The organism is Pseudomonas sp. R1-18, from assembly GCF_051132095.1.
Lineage (GTDB): Bacteria > Pseudomonadota > Gammaproteobacteria > Pseudomonadales > Pseudomonadaceae > Aquipseudomonas.
In genome coordinates this window covers 3,800,206-3,818,431 of the sequence record NZ_CP071658.1, presented here as the reverse complement: position 1 = coordinate 3,818,431, position 18,226 = coordinate 3,800,206, and the positions used below count along the sequence as shown (strand labels likewise).

Genomic DNA, 18,226 nt, shown 5'->3' with positions numbered 1-18,226 from the left:
GGGCTCGAACGCCCCTGTCCGACTCTCAACCACTGGGCTTCGCTACCGCGAAGGCCCAGCGTTCATGTGTGGGCGCAAAAGGATTTGCGTCATGCATTCGATTGCCGAAGCAGAGTGAAAACAGCTAATGGAATGGCACAACCGAAACACAAGAAAAAAAGTCGTCCACACGGTCGACCGGCAGGATTTCAGAAGTCTTTCGCCGCACCGCACGAGGTCCATACCCAGGCACTGCATGCCCGGCATCGGCATCAGTCTGACGCTGCTCCTTTCGATGAAGCCGCTGGCTGCCGACCCGGCACCCGGCGCCGAAAAAACCACTGTGAGGTTCAATACCGCGTTCATTCAGGGCAGTGACCAGCCCCCGGATCTGCAGGAGTTTCTGCGCGCCAACAGTGTGTTGCCCGGCACTTACCGGGTCGATGTCTACGTGAACCGCGCCCTGACCGGCCGCCGCGATATCACGTTTACCAGCAACCGGCGTTCCGGTCTGGTCGAACCGTGCCTGACTCAGGAGATGCTGCAAAGCTTCGGCCTGGACCCCAAGCGGCTGCCGACCAGCGAGTCGCAGGACGCGTGTTTCGATCTGGCTTCGCAGGTCGAGTTTGCCCGGGTCGACTACCAGCCCGCGGCGCTGCGGCTGAATATCAGCGTGCCGCAGGCCGTCATGGCGCGCAGCGCCCGCGGCTATGTATCGCCGGATCTGTGGGATGAGGGCGAGACCGCGGGCTATGTGAATTACGCATTCAACTCGGCGCGACGCAGTAGCCGCGGTCAGGAAAGCGAGCAGTATTACCTGGGCTTGCGCAATGGCCTGAATGTCGGCGCCTGGCGCCTGCGCAACGAATCATCGCTGGTCTATGGCAACGACGAAACGTACCGCTTTCGCAGCAATCGCACCTTCGCCCAGCGCGACATCACCGCTCTGAAAAGCCAGCTGACGCTGGGCGAAACGTTCACCGATTCGCAGGTTTTCGACAGTGTCAGGTTCAAGGGCGCGTCGCTGGCCTCGGACGACGGAATGCTGCCCGACAGCGAGCGCACCTTCGCCCCGGTCATTCGTGGCCTTGCCGAAACCAACGCCACGGTGGAAGTGCGGCAGAACGGGTTTCTGCTGTACAGCGGCAATGTTTCGCCCGGCCCGTTCGAGATTGCCGATATCTATCCCAACGGCTCGAACGGGGATCTTCAGGTCACGATCATCGAGGCCGATGGGCGCCGCCGCTCATTCACTCAAGCGTACGCCTCGTTGCCGATCATGGTGCCGGTCGGTTCGTTTCGCTACAGCCTTTCCGCAGGACGGGTCGACAGCAACGGCGAGGGTGATAGCTCACCCGATTTTGCCAGTGCCGCGCTGATCTACGGGCTTTCGGAAGCCGTGACCGGGTTCGGCGGCCTGCAACTGGCCGACGAGTATCAGGCCGCCAATCTTGGCGCCGGGGTCAATACCGGGCTGGGAGCGGTGTCGTTCGACATCACTCACTCAGCCAGTGAGCTTGAAGAGCGCAAGCGCAACGGACAAAGCCTGCGGGTGCGCTACGCCAATACTCTGGATGTCACCGATACCACCCTGGCCGTTGCCGGTTACCGCTATTCGACCGAGGAATATCGCACGCTGAATCAGCATGTCAGCGAGGCTGACCCACAGCCCGGACCGTTCGCCAACGGTCGGGCCAAGGACCGTCTGGAAGTGAGCGTTACGCAGGTGCTGCCGTCACAGATGGCATCGCTCAGCCTGACCGCCTCGGAACAGCGTTACTGGAATCTGCCGGGCAAGACGCGTCAGCTGTATCTGGCGTACAACTCGGTGTGGCGGAGGGTGAATTACAACGTTTCGGTGGAGCGTAACCGGTCATTCGCCCGCGATGGCCTGGAAGAAACCGACAACCGCGTAGCTCTGACGGTCACCTTGCCGCTAGGCTCCAGCCCGGCTTCGTCACGCCTGTCGCTCAATGCCGTGCGCGACAGTTCCGGCGAATACAACCTGCAGGCCGGGCTCAACGGGCAGGTGCTGGGTAACCGTGACACGTTCTACTCGGTGCAGACCGGCCGTGACAGCGGCTCGGGAAACTTCGGCGCGGGCAAGATAAACACCACGATGCCCTTCGGTCGTTTCGAGGCAGGCTACAGCCAGGGTCGCGACTACGACGCCTTCACCCTTGGCGCCTCCGGTTCGCTGGTGGCGCATGCCGGCGGGGTCAATTTCGGTCAGGCGCTGGGCGAAACCTTCGCGCTGGTTCAGGTGCCCGGCGTCGGCGGCGCGAAGCTCAAATCCTTCAGCAACATCGAGACCGCGTCCAATGGCTATGCGGTTCTGCCTTATGCCCAGCCATACCGGACCAACTGGGTCAGCCTCGACACTCGGCAGCTCGGCGCGGACATCGAACTGGACAACGCCGTCAGCCAGATCGTCCCGCGCCGGGGGGCGATGCCCGTGGTGCGTTTTGCCGCCAATACTGGTCGCCGGGTGCAGTTCGAGCTGGTGCGTACTGACGGCAGCGCCGTTCCGTTGGGCGCCAGCGTCGAGGATGGGCAGGGCAGGGCGCTGGCGGTGGTCGACCCGAACAGTCAGGCGCTGGTACTGAGCGAACAGGATAGCGGCGTGCTTCACGTGCGCTGGTCAACAAAAGGTTGTCAGGCTCCGTTCACTTTGCCGCCGAAGGATGCGAGTCGGGCCTACGAGCGCCTCAAGGTGGTGTGCCAGTGAGGCGGGCGGGCAATTGGCGCCTTGCCGCAGCGCTGTTCGTTATCTGCGTTGCGAGTGCAGGTGCTCAGGCCGCGGTTTCGCTATCCGGCACCCGGCTTGTCTTCGACGGGCGCTACCGTGAAGCGATCTTGCAGGCCAGTAACCGCGGCGCCAATGACGTATTGCTGCAGGCCTGGCTGAGTGCGCCAGAAGATGACGACGACACGCCGCCCGCGCAGCGCCGGTCACTGCCGTTCGTGGTAACGCCCCACCTGCATCGACTGGCCGCTGGCGGCAGACAGACGCTGCGCATTCTTTACCAGGGAAAGGGCATGCCGACAGACCGCGAATCCTTGCTGCACCTGTACGTCACCCATGTGCCCAGGCAGCGCGAAGGCAGCAACCAGCTCAATATCGCTGTTCGTCAGCGGATCAATGTGTTCTACCGACCTCCCGGTATTACGGGCGACCCCGCTTTGACTGCCGAAGCGTTGCGCTGGACGATCGAACGTTCAGCGTCGGGCGAGCAGATTCTACGGGTGGAAAACCCGAGCGCCTATCACGCCGCCATTCAAACCCTGAGCCTGGACGGGCTCGCCCTCAGCGAATACCAGTTGCTTGCCCCAGGTGAGCGCCACCATTTTGCCCTGCCCTTATCGACGCCTGGGCAGCGGCGATGCCTCGCGTTCAAGGCATTGACCGACTACGGCGGGCAGCGTGACTACTGCGCGACCATCACCGATGACGCCACGTTCGGCGCGCGCCTTCGGGAAAACCTTCAACCTCAGGAGCACTGCTGATATGAATTCTCTGTCCGCCCGCCGCTGGATGCGGGCCGTTATGTTGTCATCGCTCTTCGCTCCAGTTACCAGCCATGCGTTGGTCTGCAAAGCTCAGGGTTCAGGCGAAACGGTCATCCATGCCGATTTGAGCAGCACCGTCGCCATTCCGGCGTCCTTGCCCAATGGCGAGGTGGTCTGGCGCTCCGGGCGGCTGAACGTTCGGGTCGAGTGCGCGAAGCAGGATCAGCAGGCCGTGCAGGAAGAAATTTTTATCTACCTGAACCCGGATAACCTGCTGATCGGACAAGGCATTCGTGCGGGGCTCACGATCAATGGCGTCGACCATCTGCAAAGCAGCGGGCGCATCGCCACCGGGCAATTCGTGCCGGTCTGTCACGAAGGCGACGACAACATTGACGCTTGCCCCAAAGCCACATTCAATCTGACGTTTTCGGCGTTTATCCAGAAGTTCGGGCCGACCCCGCCATCAGGCGTGGCCAGCGATCTGATCGATTACCGCCTGTTCCAGATCACGGGCATCGACGGGCCTCAGCCGGCTGCGGGCGATGGTCTGAGCTATACGCTCAATAATCTGTCCGGTCTGCGTTTCGTTGCCTGCGATGCCGAATTGCAGGTGCTGCCCGACACTCTGGAGTTCGGTTCTCTGGGGATACAGAAAGTGGTGGTCGGCAACGTGTTTGCGACCCGGCCGTTCTCGCTGATCACCAACCGCAGCTGCGACTCGCCGTTCAGCCTGAATGCACGCTTGCGGCCGGTTACCGGAAAACTCTCCGGCAACCTGCTGGTGCCCAGTGCCAATCCCTCACTGGGCATCCAGATCGTCAACACCCGTGGCTTGGTGATGCGTTACAACGAACCCTTCCATCTGGCGGATCTGTTGGGCAACGATCAGACGGCCACCGTGGATTTCCAGGCGCAGCTGGTATGGAACAACCCGCAGCCCAAGGCCGGGCCTTTCGAAGCGGAAGTGATGGTAGATCTGTTCTACAAATGAGGCCGACAAGAGGCTCGTCCGTCGCGTGGCGATTCAGGTATGCTGCGCGCCCGCGGGCGTTCGCCCGATTTTTCGATCCTCCGGTGCCTTGATGACCAGCCCTGAATCCATCGCTGATGACGTTGTAACCGAATCGACGCCTGCAAGCGGCGACAAGCCGGCCATCGCGCCGTTCAGCTTCCCTTTCAAGCCGTCCGAATTTGCCCAGGCCAGCAAAGGCCAGACCTGGTATCAGAAAGGGCAGAAGCCCGGCCATCACAAGACGCCGGGCGCTGCACCGGCCGGCACGCGCCGCTCGATGGGCAAACGCTGAATCACCCGCGGCGGGTCATGCGGCCTGCAGTGGAATGAACAGGTAGGAAGATGGATCGCGGGTCGTCACTTGGGCGCCCGCCAGTCGCAGGGTGTTTTCAACCTCCTGACCGGCTACATGGAACGTCCAGTCCGCCGTTTCAGGCAGCTCGCCATGGTCGACCGTCACGTACTCGACGGCAGCCGCAAAGTCGATCATGTCCGGCAGATAAGCCACAAAACCATTGCCCTTGAGTGCTGTAGTGCGGATATCCAGCAACTGGCAGATCGACTGCTTGGCGGCTATTTCGTCCCGATCGGCCTGACGGGATTTTTCGATCAGCGTCATCAGCTCCGTGTCGACCAGACGACTGCCGACGATCAGCTGCGGGCCCTGTTCCCAGGACTCCGGCGGGCAACCCTTGTTGTCCGGGCGCAGCGGAATGTGCGGATTGATTTCCATCGGGTAAATGCGACAGACCAAGGGGCGACGCTCGTAGATGCGACACATGTTCTGCGCGTCAAGATTACGGCAACGACCGACGTTGTACGCGGCGAAAGTGATTGCCACCAGTGCCTCGGCAGAGCCACTGCTGACCGAGGCCGAGCGTCGAGTGGCGTGATCCAGCTGCTCGCCGGGCACGCCATAACCGTTGTCGAGAAATGCCTCGGTCAGAACGATCACCGTACCGCCGTCAGCCGCCCACTGCGCGGCTTCGCTCAACGTCAGCGGGACATGATGGTCGGTGCAGCAACCGCCACAACCGGTGCAGGAAAACTGAATGTTCATGGAATCGATGGCCCGTACAAGACATACGTCGGGCGCGACAGCGATCTGACTGTCGGCCCGGATGATACGAGGGCAAAGCAAGGAATGCGCCAGCCTTCAACGGCGGCGGTGGGGCCTAACGAGCGGCGGCTTTCAGGCCCTCCCATTCGGTGACAAACGCTTGCTTGTCCTTGCGGTTGTACAGGCATAGCTCGGTGCCGACCTGATTCTTCATGTGTTTCTGTGGATAGCGACCTTGCAGGGCCAGTGCGTTGTAGCCGACCCGGTCGTCGAACTGAGCGGCGGTGCCGAGGACCTTGGTGTCCTTGAGCTGACTGGCCTTGAGGCAGGCAGCGCTCACCGCCTTGTCCAGTTCGCTCCAGGCCTGAGGGCTGGCCGCGTTGGCTTCCATGCACAGGGTGGCGAGAGCCGCGAACAGCGCGAATTTCAGTTTCATCAGAGTGCTCCATCACATCACGGGAGCACGGATTATGGCAGAACCCCATTGGTCCCGTGGGCAGGGAGCTTGCTCGCGAAGAGGCCGGTACAGGCGACGCGGGTCTGGTGCCTGAACCAGCAATTCGCGGACATGACGGCCGGGATTCAGATTCCTCTGGCGACCACATCACGGGCCGCTTCGATCAGGCAGCGGGTCAGTTCGGGCGAGGAGAACTTGGTCAACACGGCATTGGCGCCCGCAGCCCTGGCCTTTTCACTGTTCATCGCGCTGTCCAGCGAGGTGTGCAGCAGGATGTACAGGTCCTGGAAATCAGGCGTTTCACGAAGCGTGCGCGTCAGCGCATAGCCGTCCATCTCGGACATCTCGATATCCGAAACCAGCACGTTAATCTGCGCCGCGGTGCCTTGCAGGTCGAGCAACACATCCATCGCATCTTTGGCGCTGCGCGCGGTATGACACTCGATGCCCAGATTCCGCAAAGTGATGATCGACTGCTGCAATGCGACCTGGCTATCATCGACCACCAGAATTCGAGCCTGACCGAGCACCTTGGCATCCTCCACCGACAGCTCGGTGGACTGCGCGACAATTTTCGCAGGCGCGATGCCGTGGATCACCTTCTCGATGTCCAGCACCTGCACCAGCACGCCGTCGACCTGGGTCACTCCGGTGATGAACGACTTGCTGCTTGAACCATAGGGTGGCGGGCGAATGTCAGTAGTCAGACAATGCACGATCTTGCTCACCGCCTGCACGTGCAGACCTTGCTTGGACCGGCTGACGTCAGTGACGATCAGGCAACCGCCATCCGGATCGGCCAGTGGCCGTTCGCCGATGGCACGGCTCAGATCGATGACCGACAGGGACGAACCCCGCAAGGTCGCGATGCCTTTGACGTGCGGGTGCGACTCCGGCAAGTGAGTAAGGGCAGGGCACGGAATGATTTCGCTGACCTTGAGCAGGTTGATCGCCATCAGCTTGCCGCTGCGCAACGTGAAGAGGAGCAGGGAGAGCGAATCTGCCCGGACGTTCTTGGAGGACATATGAACCTTCTGGCTGTAGGCGTTCGGCGCACGCGGCGGCGAACAACTTTCTATGACGGGTTATCGACCCGCGGCGGGCTGGCTTTAGATTTTTTCCCGGACCGCCACACCGGTTCGCAGGACCCGGTTCCGGGCAGGCCATTCAGCCTGCCGGGAATTTTGCGTGAGAGTACCGGTCATACGGAGCCGTGACCCGACTACCGAGCTGCGACAAATTGACGCAGCTATATATAGAAGAGATGTTTTCGTCGGAGCGGCTGCGACCCGAGGTGCGACAAAGTGACGCATCCTTCTATATATAAAGAAGAGATACACAGCCTCAGGATTGCCCGGCTCGAACGCATCGACCCGTACGGTCAGTCACCGCAGCCTGACCACCCACCCCGCAAATGCATCCGTATGGCAGCCCGACACTTGAGTTGTCCGGGCACTGCGCCGATCATCGCCCACGGCCTGGCCACTGCCGGGCCAGCAGCGAATCCATTTCGATAAGGTATGTGAATGAGCGACAACATGTTGTACCTGAAACGTGAAAAGCGCTTCCTGGTTCTGCTGGGGATCATCTGCCTGTCCCTGATCGGCGGGGCCCTGTACATGCAGATCGTGCTGGGCGAGGCGCCGTGCCCACTCTGCATACTGCAACGCTACGCGCTGCTGGCCATTGCCCTGTTCGCCTTCATCGGTGCCGCCATGCCGGGCCGCCGCAGCGTGACACTGTTCGAGGTGCTGGTAACGCTGAGCGCCGTGGGCGGTATCGTCGCCGCCGGCCGCCATGTATACGTCCTCGCCAATCCGGCGGTCAGCTGTGGCATCGACACGTTGCAGCCAATCGTGGACGACCTGCCGCTGGCGTCGGTATTCCCGCTGGGGTTCCAGGTCAGCGGTTTCTGCTCCACGCCGTATCCGCCCGTCCTGGGGTTGTCACTTGCGCAATGGGCTCTGGTAGCATTCGTGCTCACCGCGATCCTGGTCCCGGCATGCATCATTCGTAACCGCCGCAGACCTTACTGATTACAAGGGCATTAGCCAAAAAAGCCTCGTTTCGACGAGGCTTTTTTACAGGCCAAAAAGATCAATAGCTTACGATTGTTGTAAAAAATGAAATTTACTGTTGCAAAAATAGCCATAGTCATTAAAAATTTACATATCTACAATCGCCAGCACTTATCGTCCAGCCTGACTTGACGATCAGGAATTTTGAGGCCTGGAGCGTCCCCTGTGTACTCTGAACAGGCAGCGCAATGCTGGCCTCTGAGGGCTCATAATGGCCGTGCTGACGGCGGCTGTCCTGAAAATCGGGCAGTTTCCAGCAGCTCAAAATAAGAATCCACAGCTAAACCCGGATTTGTCGTTTCGCTTCCGTGCGTTCTGGCAGGCCCTTGTTCAATTCAAAAAAAGATGCCGGCACTGGCAGGGTGAAGTGTTGGCGGTCGAATCCCAACTGCACCGCGCAAGCTGCTTTTAGAGGTCGTGAGATGAGAGAAAAAAGGTACCCCAGGTTTTTTGGCTTCTTGGCCCTTTTCTGTATGCTTTTGCTGACTGGATGCGAAGGCGTGCCTCTGCTCGATCCAAAAGGGCAGGTGGGTATCGAGCAGCGTAACCTGATCGTCATTGCCACCCTGTTGATGCTGATCGTCGTCATTCCGGTCATCGTCCTGACGCTCCTGTTCGCCTGGAAATACCGCGCGACCAACAAGGCTGCCAAGTACACGCCGGATTGGGCTCACTCCACCAAGATCGAAATCGCGGTCTGGGGCGTGCCAATGCTGTTGCTGGTCTTCCTGGGTTACTACACCTACGTGTCGACCCACTCGCTGGACCCGTATCGTCCGCTTGAGTCCGACGTCAAGCCAGTGACCATTCAGGCCATCTCGATGGACTGGAAGTGGCTGTTCATCTATCCGGAACAAGGCATCGCCACGGTCAACAAGATCGTCTTCCCTGCCAACACTCCGATCAATTTCCAGGTCACTTCCGACACCGTGATGAACTCGTTCTTCATTCCAGGTCTCGGTGGTCAGATCTACGCGATGGCGGGCATGCACACCAAGTTGCACCTGATCGCCAACGAGAACCACGAGTTCAACGGTATCTCCGCCAACTACAGTGGCGCGGGCTTCACCGGCATGAAGTTCAAGGCTATCGCCACTACCCAGGCCGAATACGAAGCCTGGATCAACGAAGTCAAGAATTCACCTAAAAAGCTGGACTCGGCTGAATACTCTGTATTGGCCAAACCTAGCGAACGCAATCCCGTCGAGCTCTACGCCTCGGTCACTCCTAACCTGTTCCAGATCATCATCGACAAGTATGAAGGTATGAACCCAGGTAAGAAGCTGGTCCATGGCGAGAAAGAAGTCGCCGGTACCAAAGGTGCTGATCAGGGCAAGATTTCAGCTGCTGGGGCAGAGGAGTAAACGATGTTAGGCAAACTTAGTTGGGAAGCGGTACCGTTCCACGAGCCGATAGTCATGGTGACACTCGCCATCGTCGCGCTCGGTGGACTGGCGCTTGTTGGTGCACTTACCTACTTCCGCAAGTGGACTTACTTGTGGTCCGAGTGGCTGACTTCGGTCGACCACAAGAAAATCGGCGTGATGTATATCGTCGTCGCCATGATCATGCTGCTGCGCGGCTTTGCTGACGCAATCATGATGCGTACCCAGCTGGCGGTCGCCCAGAACGGTTCCGAAGGCTTCCTGCCGCCGGAGCACTATGACCAGATCTTCACCGCTCACGGTGTGATCATGATCATCTTCATGGCGATGCCATTCTTCACCGGCCTGATGAACATCGTCCTGCCGCTGCAGATCGGTGCGCGTGACGTTGCCTACCCGTTCCTGAACTCCCTGAGCTTCTGGCTGCTGGTGGCTGGCGTCCTGCTGATCAACCTGTCGCTGGGCGTCGGCGAATTCGCCAAGACCGGTTGGGTAGCCTATCCGCCTCTGTCCGGCTTGCAATACAGCCCTGGGGTGGGTGTCGACTACTACATCTGGGCGCTACAGCTGTCAGGGCTAGGTACGACATTAACGGGCGTTAACTTCCTGGTTACCGTCCTGAAAATGCGTACCCCTGGCATGAAGCTGATGGACATGCCGATCTTCACCTGGACCTGCACCTGGGCAAACGTCCTGATCGTGGCTTCGTTCCCGATCCTGACCGCTACCCTGGCGTTCCTGACCCTTGACCGTTACCTGGACTTCCACATCTTCACGAACGAATTGGGCGGTAACCCGATGATGTACGTGAACCTGTTCTGGGCATGGGGTCACCCTGAGGTGTACATCCTGATTCTGCCGGCGTTCGGTGTCTTCTCCGAAGTCATCTCCACGTTCTCGGGCAAGCGTCTGTTCGGCCACAAGGCAATGATCTACGCCAGCGGCGCGATCTGCGTACTGGGCTTCATGGTATGGCTGCACCACTTCTTCACCATGGGTGCCGGTGCGAACGTCAACGCCTTCTTCGGTCTGGCGACGATGCTCATCGCGATCCCGACGGGTGTGAAGCTGTTCAACTGGCTGTTCACGATTTACCAGGGCCGCCTGCGCTTCACCGCGCCGACACTCTGGACCCTGGGCTTCATGGTCACCTTCTCGATCGGCGGCATGACCGGCGTTCTGTTGGCGATTCCTGGTGCCGACTTCGTTCTGCACAACAGCCTGTTCGTAATCGCTCACTTCCACAACGTCATCATCGGCGGTGCGGTATTCGGTTACATCGCCGGCTTCGCGTTCTGGTTCCCTAAAGCGTTCGGTTTCACCCTGAACGAGAAGTGGGGCAAGGCAGCGTTCTGGTTCTGGATCGTCGGCTTCTTCGTGGCGTTCATGCCGCTGTACGTACTGGGCTTCATGGGCATGACCCGTCGCCTGAACGGTACTGACAGCCCGGCATGGAACCTGTACCTGGACATCGCCCTGTTCGGCGCCGTCCTGATCGCTTGCGGTATCGCGAGCCAGCTGATTCAGCTGTTCGTCAGTATCCGTGACCGTGAGAAGAACCGTGACCTGACAGGCGACCCGTGGAATGGCCACACCCTGGAATGGTCGACTTCGTCGCCACCACCGTTCTACAACTTCGCTGTTCTGCCCAAGACCGACGGTATCGATGCATTCACCGATATGAAGCGTCAGGGCAAGGCTTATGAGGTTCCGGCCAAGTACGAGCCGATCCACATGCCTAACAACACAGCGACCGGCCTGATCATGGGTCTGCTGTTGACGGTGTTCGGTTTTGCTTTCATCTGGCACATCTGGTGGCTGGTAGGCTTGAGCCTGGTTGCAACCATCGTGACCTTCGTGATTCACGCAGCGCGTGATGACCAGGGCTACATGGTGCCTGCTGAAGAAGTGGCGCGTATCGAAGCTGCGCATCACAAGGTCCTGGTTGAGCAGGGTGCCTACTCGCCGGTCAAGTCCTCGCTGGAACAGGTTTAAATATGTCGAACTTAGTATTGAACTCTGGAGACGCCCACGGTCATGCCCATGACCATGGGCATGACGATCACCACGACGCGGGCCCGATGACCATTTATGGTTTCTGGCTCTACCTGATGACCGACTGCGTTCTGTTCGCATCGTTCTTCGCGGTATATGCGGTCATGGTCAACAGTGTCGCGGGCGGCCCGTCCGGCCACGACATTTTCGAACTGCCATTCGTGGCAGTCGAAACCGCTTTCCTGCTGGTCAGCTCGATTACCTACGGTTTCGCCATGCTGGCGTTCTTCAAGGGTAACAAGAGCCAGGTACTGGGTTGGCTCGCGCTGACCTTCCTGTGCGGCGCCGCGTTCATCGCGATGGAAGTTTATGAATTCCATCATCTGATCGTCGCGGGCTATGGCCCAAGCCGCAGCGGCTTCCTGTCGGCCTTCTTCTCGCTGGTAGGCCTGCACGGCCTGCACGTGACAAGCGGTCTGATCTGGATGGCGATCATGATGTATCAGGTCCAGAAACGCGGCCTGACCAGCACCAACAAGACTCGTCTGAGCTGCCTGAGCCTGTTCTGGCACTTCCTGGACGTAGTCTGGATCTGCGTGTTCACCGTTGTTTACCTGATGGGGGCCCTGTAATGGCGAATGCACATAACCACGAGCACGACTCCAGTCATGGCTCCGTGAAGTCGTACGCGATTGGCTTCATCCTGTCGGTCATCCTGACTGTCATTCCTTTCGCCCTGGTGATGAGCCCGGTGCTGCCGAAGGACATGACTATCTGGGTCATCCTGGCGTTCGCGATCATTCAGGTTATTGTCCACCTGCATTACTTCCTGCACCTGGACTTCACCTCGTCGCAACGCAACAACGTGCTGGCGATTGCCTTCACGGGGTTGGTGATCGTTCTGTTGGTCGGCCTGTCGCTGTGGATCATTTTCAGCATCCACCGTGAAATGATGGCGCATTGAGGAATACCAGATGTCACTGAAGCACTTTATCCAAATCACCAAACCGGGGATCATTTTCGGTAATGTGCTTTCGGTGGCGGGTGGCTTTTTTCTGGCTTCCAAGGGTGATATCGATTTCGTCGTGTTTCTTGCGGCGGTGATCGGTACCTCCCTGGTCGTAGCGTCCGGTTGCGTATTCAACAACTGCATCGATCGCGACATCGACCAGCGCATGGAGCGGACTCGCAACCGTGTGCTGGTGCAGGGCCTGGTGTCCATGAAGCTTGCGCTGCTTTATGCCACGATTCTGGGCATTGGCGGCGTCAGCCTGCTGTACACCTACGCCAACCCGTTGGCGGCCTTGCTGGGGGTGATCGGCTTTGTGGTCTACGTCGGCCTGTACAGCCTGTACTTCAAGCGCAAGTCGGTGCATGGCACGCTGATCGGCAGCCTGTCGGGGGCCATGCCTCCGGTGATCGGCTACTGCGCAGTGACCAACAGCTTCGACTTTGCGGCGCTCACGCTGCTGGTGATGTTCAGCCTGTGGCAGATGCCGCATTCGTACGCGATCGCGATTTTCCGTTTCAATGATTACAGTGCTGCGAAGATTCCGGTTCTGCCGGTCAAGCGCGGCATTCTGGTCACCAAGCGTCACATCCTGCTCTATATCCTGGCGTTCCTCGTGGCGACCCTGATGTTGACGGTTGGAGGTTACGCCGGTCTGAACTACCTCGCTGTTGCAGCGGGCATGGGCATGTACTGGTTGTACATGGCATGGAAGGGCTACAAGGCCGCGGACGACACCGTCTGGGCCCGCAAGCTGTTCGTATTCTCCATCTTCACCATCACTGCATTGAGCGTAATGATGTCCGTGGACTTTCAAGTGACCAAAGATTTATTGGTGACCTACGCGTTCTGACATATAGCACGTGTAAAAAAGACCTCGATCTGTAATGGGTCGGGGTTTTTTTTTGTCTTTTTTTCGGCACCAGCACCCACTGTTACCGGGTCATGTGGCGAATGATGGCAAAAGGCCTAGATTTGTCGCATCATAGCGCCGCCTCAGCAAGTGCCGGGGCTTCAGGCTTTCTGTTGTACAACAAATAAGATGATAATTAACGGTTGCCAACCTGATGATCTCCGCCGAAAACGGGGCGCCTTCGCGTCCGCCGCTCGTGTCTATTGTTGCTCCCTGCTACAACGCCGAGCGATTTCTTGAAGCTGCGATTGAAAGCATCTTTGCCCAGGATTACGAACATTTCGAAGTGATTATCGTGGACGACGGTTCCACCGATAAGAGCGTCGCCATGCTTGAGGCCCTGCAGCGCAAATACCCCTTCCAGCTCTATCAACAACCCAACCAGGGCGTCAGTGCCGCGCTCAACCACGGGTTGAAGTACGCCAGGGGAACGTACGTGTCGACGCCGGATCTGGACGACATCATGCTGCCGGAATCCGTGCGCGTGCGGGCTCGCTATTTGGATGAGCATCCAGATGTAGGTTGCGTCGGTGCCTTGATCACTTACATGGACAGTGACGGTAACGACACCAAGTCCCAGTCTCGCACGGAGATCGAACGTCTGAAGTTCGACGATATTCTGCGCGGCGCGGTGGTGGTCGGGGCACCGGTTGCGCTGTACCGGATGCAGGCTATCCGGAACGCCGGCGGTTATGACCCGGACATTCGCGTTCAGGATTTTCAGATGACCCTGCGCATCGCGCGGCAGGGTTACGGGATTCATGTACTGCCGGTGGTCGTTACCCGTTATCGACGTCACGCAAATAATCTGTCCCGTAAATACAAGGTGCTGCTCGACGCAGACTTGCGCAGTATCGAACCGTATCGTGGCCACCCGGAATACGAGCGGGGGCGAACATGCATTATCAACAAGGCTCTGAAGTACGCCGTTGTGTCCGACAGGGGGCATGCCTGGAGTCTGTTGGCATCCATTCCGTGGCGTCATATGGACCGTACCACCGGCCGCCGTTTCAAGCGTTTGTTGCTGCGCTCCAAACGCGCGTGAGCAAGTTTATCCAGGACGACCTTCAGGAAATCTCATGAAATTGCTCGACATGCTCAAGGCCAGGAAAACCCGCAAGCACCTGCGCAAACTCGACAAACTGGAAAGGGCGCCCGCGAAAATTCGTCTGCGATATCCACGCTGCGTGGTAGGCGTAGGGACCTATGGTATTCCCGAGGTGCTGGAATTTGGCGACGACACCGTTTTGCGGATAGGCAGCTACACCTCGATCGCCGAAGGTGTCCGGATTCTGCTCGGCGGTGAGCACCGCACCGACTGGCTGACCACCTATCCGTTTCCGGCCATGATGGATCGGCTTACGGACATCAAGGATTACGCACCCAGCAAAGGTGACGTGGTCATCGGCAGCGATTGCTGGATTTGTGCCGATGCGATGATTCTTTCGGGCGTGACAATTGGCCATGGCGCCATCGTCGCCGCAGGCGCGATGGTGACCCGCGACGTGCCACCGTTCGCGGTCGTTGGGGGAAACCCCTGCAAGTTCATCCGCTGGCGTTTCGAGGAGCCGGTTCGGGAGCTTTTGTTGCAGGCGGCCTGGTGGAACTGGCCTGTGGAAGAGGTCAAATCCGTCGCTCGTACCCTGTGCAGCGCCGACCTGGACGCTTTTCTCGCTTACATCCGTGGCCGCCCCGCGACAGGCCAGACGGTTTGACGGCCGAATGCGCAATGTAAGATTTTTTTTCAAGCCGCAGGTTGGCAATCATCTGGCAGAATAAGCCCATGGCCTGACTCGTCCAGGCAGCTGCTAACAGATAGAGGGCGTTATGAGTCAAGAAAGCATCAACTGGGACACACTGGGTTTCGATTACATCAAGACCGACAAGCGCTACCTCTCTCACTGGCGCAACGGCGCATGGGACGAAGGCTCGCTCACTGAAGACAACACGCTGCACATCAGCGAAGGCTCAACCGCCCTTCACTATGGCCAGCAGTGCTTCGAAGGTCTGAAGGCATATCGTTGCAAGGACGGTTCGATCAACCTGTTCCGCCCTGACCAGAACGCCGAGCGCATGCAGCGTAGCTGCTCCCGCCTGTTGATGCCGCATGTACCCACTGACGTGTTCATTGAAGCCTGCAAGCAGGTGGTCAAGGCCAACGAACGTTTCATCCCGCCTTACGGCTCCGGCGGCGCGCTGTACCTGCGCCCGTTCGTGATCGGCGTGGGCGACAACATCGGCGTGCGCACCGCGCCCGAGTTTATCTTCTCGATTTTCTGTATCCCGGTCGGCGCCTATTTCAAAGGCGGCCTGAAGCCAAACAACTTCGTCATCTCTGGCTACGACCGCGCCGCGCCAAACGGCACCGGTGCCGCCAAGGTCGGCGGTAACTACGCTGCCAGCCTGATGCCAGGTTCCGAAGCCAAGAAAAACAGCTTCGCCGACTGCATCTACCTGGATCCGCAAACCCACTCCAAGATCGAGGAAGTGGGCTCCGCCAACTTCTTCGCGATCACCAAGGACGATGTGTTCCTGACGCCGAAGTCGCCTTCCGTGCTGCCGGGCATCACCCGTCTGTCGTTGATCGAACTGGCCAAGTCCCGCCTGGGCCTGACCGTGGTCGAAGGTGACGTGTACATCGACCAGATCGGTGACTTCAAGGAAGCCGGCGCATGCGGCACCGCCGCTGTGATCACGCCAATTGGCGGCATTTCCTACAAGGACGAGCTGCACGTGTTCTACAGCCAGACCGAAGTCGGTCCGATCACCCAGCGCCTGTACAAAGAGCTGACCGGTGTTCAGTCCGGCGACGTTGAAGCGCCAGCTGGCTGGATCGTGAAAGTCTGATTTACGTCGGCGTGTGAAGAAGGGAAGCAGAGCTCCGGCTCGCTTCCCTTTTTTCATGCCTGGCTTTCAGCTCTTGGCTTCGCTGGCCGCAGGCGCATCTTTGGCCGGGCCCAGCACGATAGCCAGATGGCGCAAGTCGTCGACCTCGACACTGTAGCTCTTGCCCGACGGGCTTTTGGTGAGATTGCCCAGTGCATAGACGGTGTAGAACTTCACTTCTTCGGCATGGCTCAGCAGCTCGGTAATGTATCGGCTTGAGCGATACGCTTGCATCTGCGCCGGTGACACATACAAGGTCACCAGCTTGCCTTCCAGCCGGTCGAAGAACTTGAATTTGAACCCCGCGCCATAACGCTCGACCAGGCCGCCGCCGTAAAGCACGCGCTCATTGTTGCCAGGCTGGGCGTACTTGATATGGCGGAAGTACGAACGCAGCGGCATCTCGCCCTGTCCCGGAATACGCAGCGTCAGCAGCTTGAACTCTTCCGGCGACAGCTCCGCTCTGGCCTGACGGTAGCAGTCCACCAGGCGCTCTAAATTGTTGGTGCGGGTTTCGCTGTAGCGGGGAGTCTTCAGCTCGGCGCTTGCGGCGGCTGACGGCCGTGCAACTCCGGGTTCTTCAAGCCGGGCGCCCACGCGGTCAGGTTGGGATTTCTCTTTAACCGGCGTTTTGAGCACCGGATCGAATACGTCGACATAGTCGTCGAGCTTGCGCTTGGCTTTGCGCGCTGGCGCCTGAGGGTCAGACGGATCGACAGCTGCGTCAGGCGTGTCATCTTCGGGGTCGCCTACCCATTCACAGCTGGCAGCGTGGTCGTAATGGGGGTTGGCGCGAAAGTGCGCGGCGACGAACGTCGGGTTATCCTGCGGTTTAACGTCATAGCGAACCCCGGTCACCTTCGCACCCAGGGCCCGGCACGCTTCGCTCGAACACAGGAACTCGAACCGCGAGCGAGGCGGCTCCTGCGAGAAGAACTCCCGCCGCGCCGCTGCAATCGACAGCTCCTGCTGCAGCTCGACACAAAAGGCGCGAGTAATGGGTTTGTTGGGCTTCATGCGGGTTCGCCTTCCTGTCTCCGTCCGTCACAAGCTATTTCAGCCCGCCGCTGCTTGCAAGCGACGGGCCGCGGCTCACTGGGCCGGCATGGCCAGCCACTGGCTCAAGGTCTGCTGATAAGCGCCGGTAGCCTTGCTCAAATGCAGCCACTGATCGACGTAGCCTTTCCAGGTTGTGTCGTCGCGTGGCAGCAGGTAGGCCTTCTCGCCGTACTGCATGTAGCGCGTCGGGTTCACCGCGCACAGGCCCGGCATGCGTTTTTGCTGATACAGGGCTTCGGACGCATCCGTGATCATCACGTCGGCCTTTTTGTCGAGCAGTTGCTGGAAGATGGTCTTGTTGTCATGAAAGGCCAGAGACGCGTTGGGCAGGAACGCTCGGGCGAACGCTTCGTTGGTCCCGCCAGCCGGTTCGATCAGGCGCACCGACGGCTGGTTGATCTGCTCGACGGTCTGATAAAGCGGTTCGTCCGCGCAACGCACCAGCGGGATCTTGCCGTCGACGTCGAGCGGGTTACTGAAGAAGGCTTTCTTCTGACGCTCCAGCGTGACCGAGATGCCGCCCATGCCGATGTCGCACTTGCCGGCGATCATGTCCGGCATGAGTGTTTTCCATGTGGTCGGCACCCATTGCACCTCAACGCCCAGACTCTTGGCCAGCGAGCGCGCCATGGTGATGTCGATGCCTTCGTACTCGCCGTCTTCGCGCAAGAACGTATAGGGCTTGTAATCGCCCGTAGTACAGACGGCCAGCTGACCCTTCTGCAACACCTGGTCAAGGTGCGAAGCGGGTGCCTGGCTCGGCGTCTGCGCCACTGAAAGTCCTGGAAGGCCAAGCAGAAGGGTGGTCAGGGCATAAGCTTTGAACGTCATCATGGAGAAGGGGCTCGCGATATTGTTATGGTTTTATTCAGAGCCACAG

General features: G+C 59.2%; 19 protein-coding genes. 14 read left to right on the top strand and 5 right to left on the bottom strand.

The window, feature by feature from the left end; genetic code table 11:
• Positions 1-235: 235 nt before the first annotated feature.
• The 4 genes from J3P77_RS17505 to J3P77_RS17490 all read left to right on the top strand — a co-directional run bounded on the left by J3P77_RS17505 (position 236) and on the right by J3P77_RS17490 (position 4,796).
• Positions 236-2,707, top strand: a complete 2,472-nt coding sequence (locus tag J3P77_RS17505) for a fimbria/pilus outer membrane usher protein (RefSeq protein ID WP_434677843.1) — start codon at positions 236-238, stop codon at positions 2,705-2,707.
• Complete coding sequence (locus J3P77_RS17500; RefSeq protein WP_434677842.1) at positions 2,704-3,486, top strand: fimbrial biogenesis chaperone; 783 nt, start codon at positions 2,704-2,706, stop codon at positions 3,484-3,486. Before J3P77_RS17505 ends, J3P77_RS17500 begins: the two co-directional genes overlap by 4 nt.
• A gap of 1 nt (position 3,487) precedes the next feature.
• The gene (locus J3P77_RS17495; protein ID WP_434677841.1) at positions 3,488-4,483 is read left to right on the top strand and encodes a fimbrial protein; all 996 of its coding nucleotides are present in this window, start codon (positions 3,488-3,490) and stop codon (positions 4,481-4,483) included.
• Between the two features lie 91 nt (positions 4,484-4,574).
• Positions 4,575-4,796, top strand: a complete 222-nt coding sequence (locus J3P77_RS17490) for a hypothetical protein (protein WP_434677840.1) — start codon at positions 4,575-4,577, stop codon at positions 4,794-4,796.
• Positions 4,797-4,811: 15 nt separating this feature from the next.
• On the opposite strand, the gene J3P77_RS17485 is transcribed toward J3P77_RS17490, so the two are convergent.
• The 3 genes from J3P77_RS17485 to J3P77_RS17475 all read right to left on the bottom strand — a co-directional run bounded on the left by J3P77_RS17485 (position 4,812) and on the right by J3P77_RS17475 (position 7,046).
• Positions 4,812-5,564: a YkgJ family cysteine cluster protein gene (locus J3P77_RS17485; RefSeq protein WP_434677839.1), complete on the bottom strand. Its 753-nt coding sequence runs from the start codon at positions 5,562-5,564 to the stop codon at positions 4,812-4,814.
• Positions 5,565-5,679: 115 nt separating this feature from the next.
• Positions 5,680-6,000 carry a hypothetical protein gene (locus J3P77_RS17480; protein ID WP_434677838.1) on the bottom strand — a complete coding sequence of 107 codons (321 nt, stop codon included), beginning with the start codon at positions 5,998-6,000 and terminating at the stop codon, positions 5,680-5,682.
• Positions 6,001-6,146: 146 nt separating this feature from the next.
• Complete coding sequence (locus tag J3P77_RS17475; RefSeq protein WP_434677837.1) at positions 6,147-7,046, bottom strand: chemotaxis protein; 900 nt, start codon at positions 7,044-7,046, stop codon at positions 6,147-6,149.
• Positions 7,047-7,547: 501 nt separating this feature from the next.
• Between J3P77_RS17475 and J3P77_RS17470 the strand changes: the two genes are divergently transcribed.
• The 10 genes from J3P77_RS17470 (at position 7,548) to J3P77_RS17425 (ending at position 16,248) form a co-directional block, all read left to right on the top strand.
• Positions 7,548-8,057, top strand: coding sequence for a disulfide bond formation protein B (locus J3P77_RS17470; protein WP_434677836.1), 510 nt, complete (start codon positions 7,548-7,550; stop codon positions 8,055-8,057).
• A gap of 253 nt (positions 8,058-8,310) precedes the next feature.
• The gene (locus J3P77_RS17465) at positions 8,311-8,511 is read left to right on the top strand and encodes a hypothetical protein (RefSeq protein WP_434677835.1); all 201 of its coding nucleotides are present in this window, start codon (positions 8,311-8,313) and stop codon (positions 8,509-8,511) included.
• A gap of 10 nt (positions 8,512-8,521) precedes the next feature.
• Positions 8,522-9,463 (top strand): ubiquinol oxidase subunit II, encoded by a 942-nt coding sequence (gene cyoA / locus J3P77_RS17460; RefSeq protein ID WP_434677834.1) that lies wholly within the window; start codon positions 8,522-8,524, stop codon positions 9,461-9,463.
• A gap of 3 nt (positions 9,464-9,466) precedes the next feature.
• Positions 9,467-11,479: a cytochrome o ubiquinol oxidase subunit I gene (gene cyoB, locus J3P77_RS17455; protein WP_434677833.1), complete on the top strand. Its 2,013-nt coding sequence runs from the start codon at positions 9,467-9,469 to the stop codon at positions 11,477-11,479.
• Positions 11,480-11,481: 2 nt separating this feature from the next.
• Positions 11,482-12,111, top strand: coding sequence for a cytochrome o ubiquinol oxidase subunit III (locus J3P77_RS17450; protein WP_434677832.1), 630 nt, complete (start codon positions 11,482-11,484; stop codon positions 12,109-12,111).
• On the top strand, positions 12,111-12,443 hold the full coding sequence (gene cyoD, locus J3P77_RS17445) for a cytochrome o ubiquinol oxidase subunit IV (RefSeq protein WP_434677831.1): 333 nt from the start codon (positions 12,111-12,113) through the stop codon (positions 12,441-12,443). The genes J3P77_RS17450 and cyoD overlap by 1 nt, the downstream gene beginning before the upstream one ends.
• Before the next feature lie 10 nt (positions 12,444-12,453).
• Positions 12,454-13,341, top strand: a complete 888-nt coding sequence (cyoE, locus tag J3P77_RS17440) for a heme o synthase (protein ID WP_434677830.1) — start codon at positions 12,454-12,456, stop codon at positions 13,339-13,341.
• Positions 13,342-13,555: 214 nt separating this feature from the next.
• Complete coding sequence (locus J3P77_RS17435) at positions 13,556-14,446, top strand: glycosyltransferase family 2 protein (protein ID WP_434677829.1); 891 nt, start codon at positions 13,556-13,558, stop codon at positions 14,444-14,446.
• A 34-nt stretch (positions 14,447-14,480) separates the two neighbouring features.
• Complete coding sequence (locus tag J3P77_RS17430; RefSeq protein ID WP_434677828.1) at positions 14,481-15,116, top strand: CatB-related O-acetyltransferase; 636 nt, start codon at positions 14,481-14,483, stop codon at positions 15,114-15,116.
• Between the two features lie 112 nt (positions 15,117-15,228).
• Positions 15,229-16,248, top strand: coding sequence for a branched-chain amino acid aminotransferase (locus tag J3P77_RS17425; RefSeq protein WP_434677827.1), 1,020 nt, complete (start codon positions 15,229-15,231; stop codon positions 16,246-16,248).
• 66 nt (positions 16,249-16,314) lie between these two features.
• Here the strand turns inward: J3P77_RS17425 and J3P77_RS17420 are convergent, their stop codons facing one another.
• Positions 16,315-17,304, bottom strand: a complete 990-nt coding sequence (locus J3P77_RS17420) for an ATPase (RefSeq protein WP_434677826.1) — start codon at positions 17,302-17,304, stop codon at positions 16,315-16,317.
• Between the two features lie 75 nt (positions 17,305-17,379).
• Positions 17,380-18,180, bottom strand: coding sequence for a transporter substrate-binding domain-containing protein (locus tag J3P77_RS17415; protein WP_434677825.1), 801 nt, complete (start codon positions 18,178-18,180; stop codon positions 17,380-17,382).
• Between the last annotated feature and the right edge of the window lie 46 nt (positions 18,181-18,226).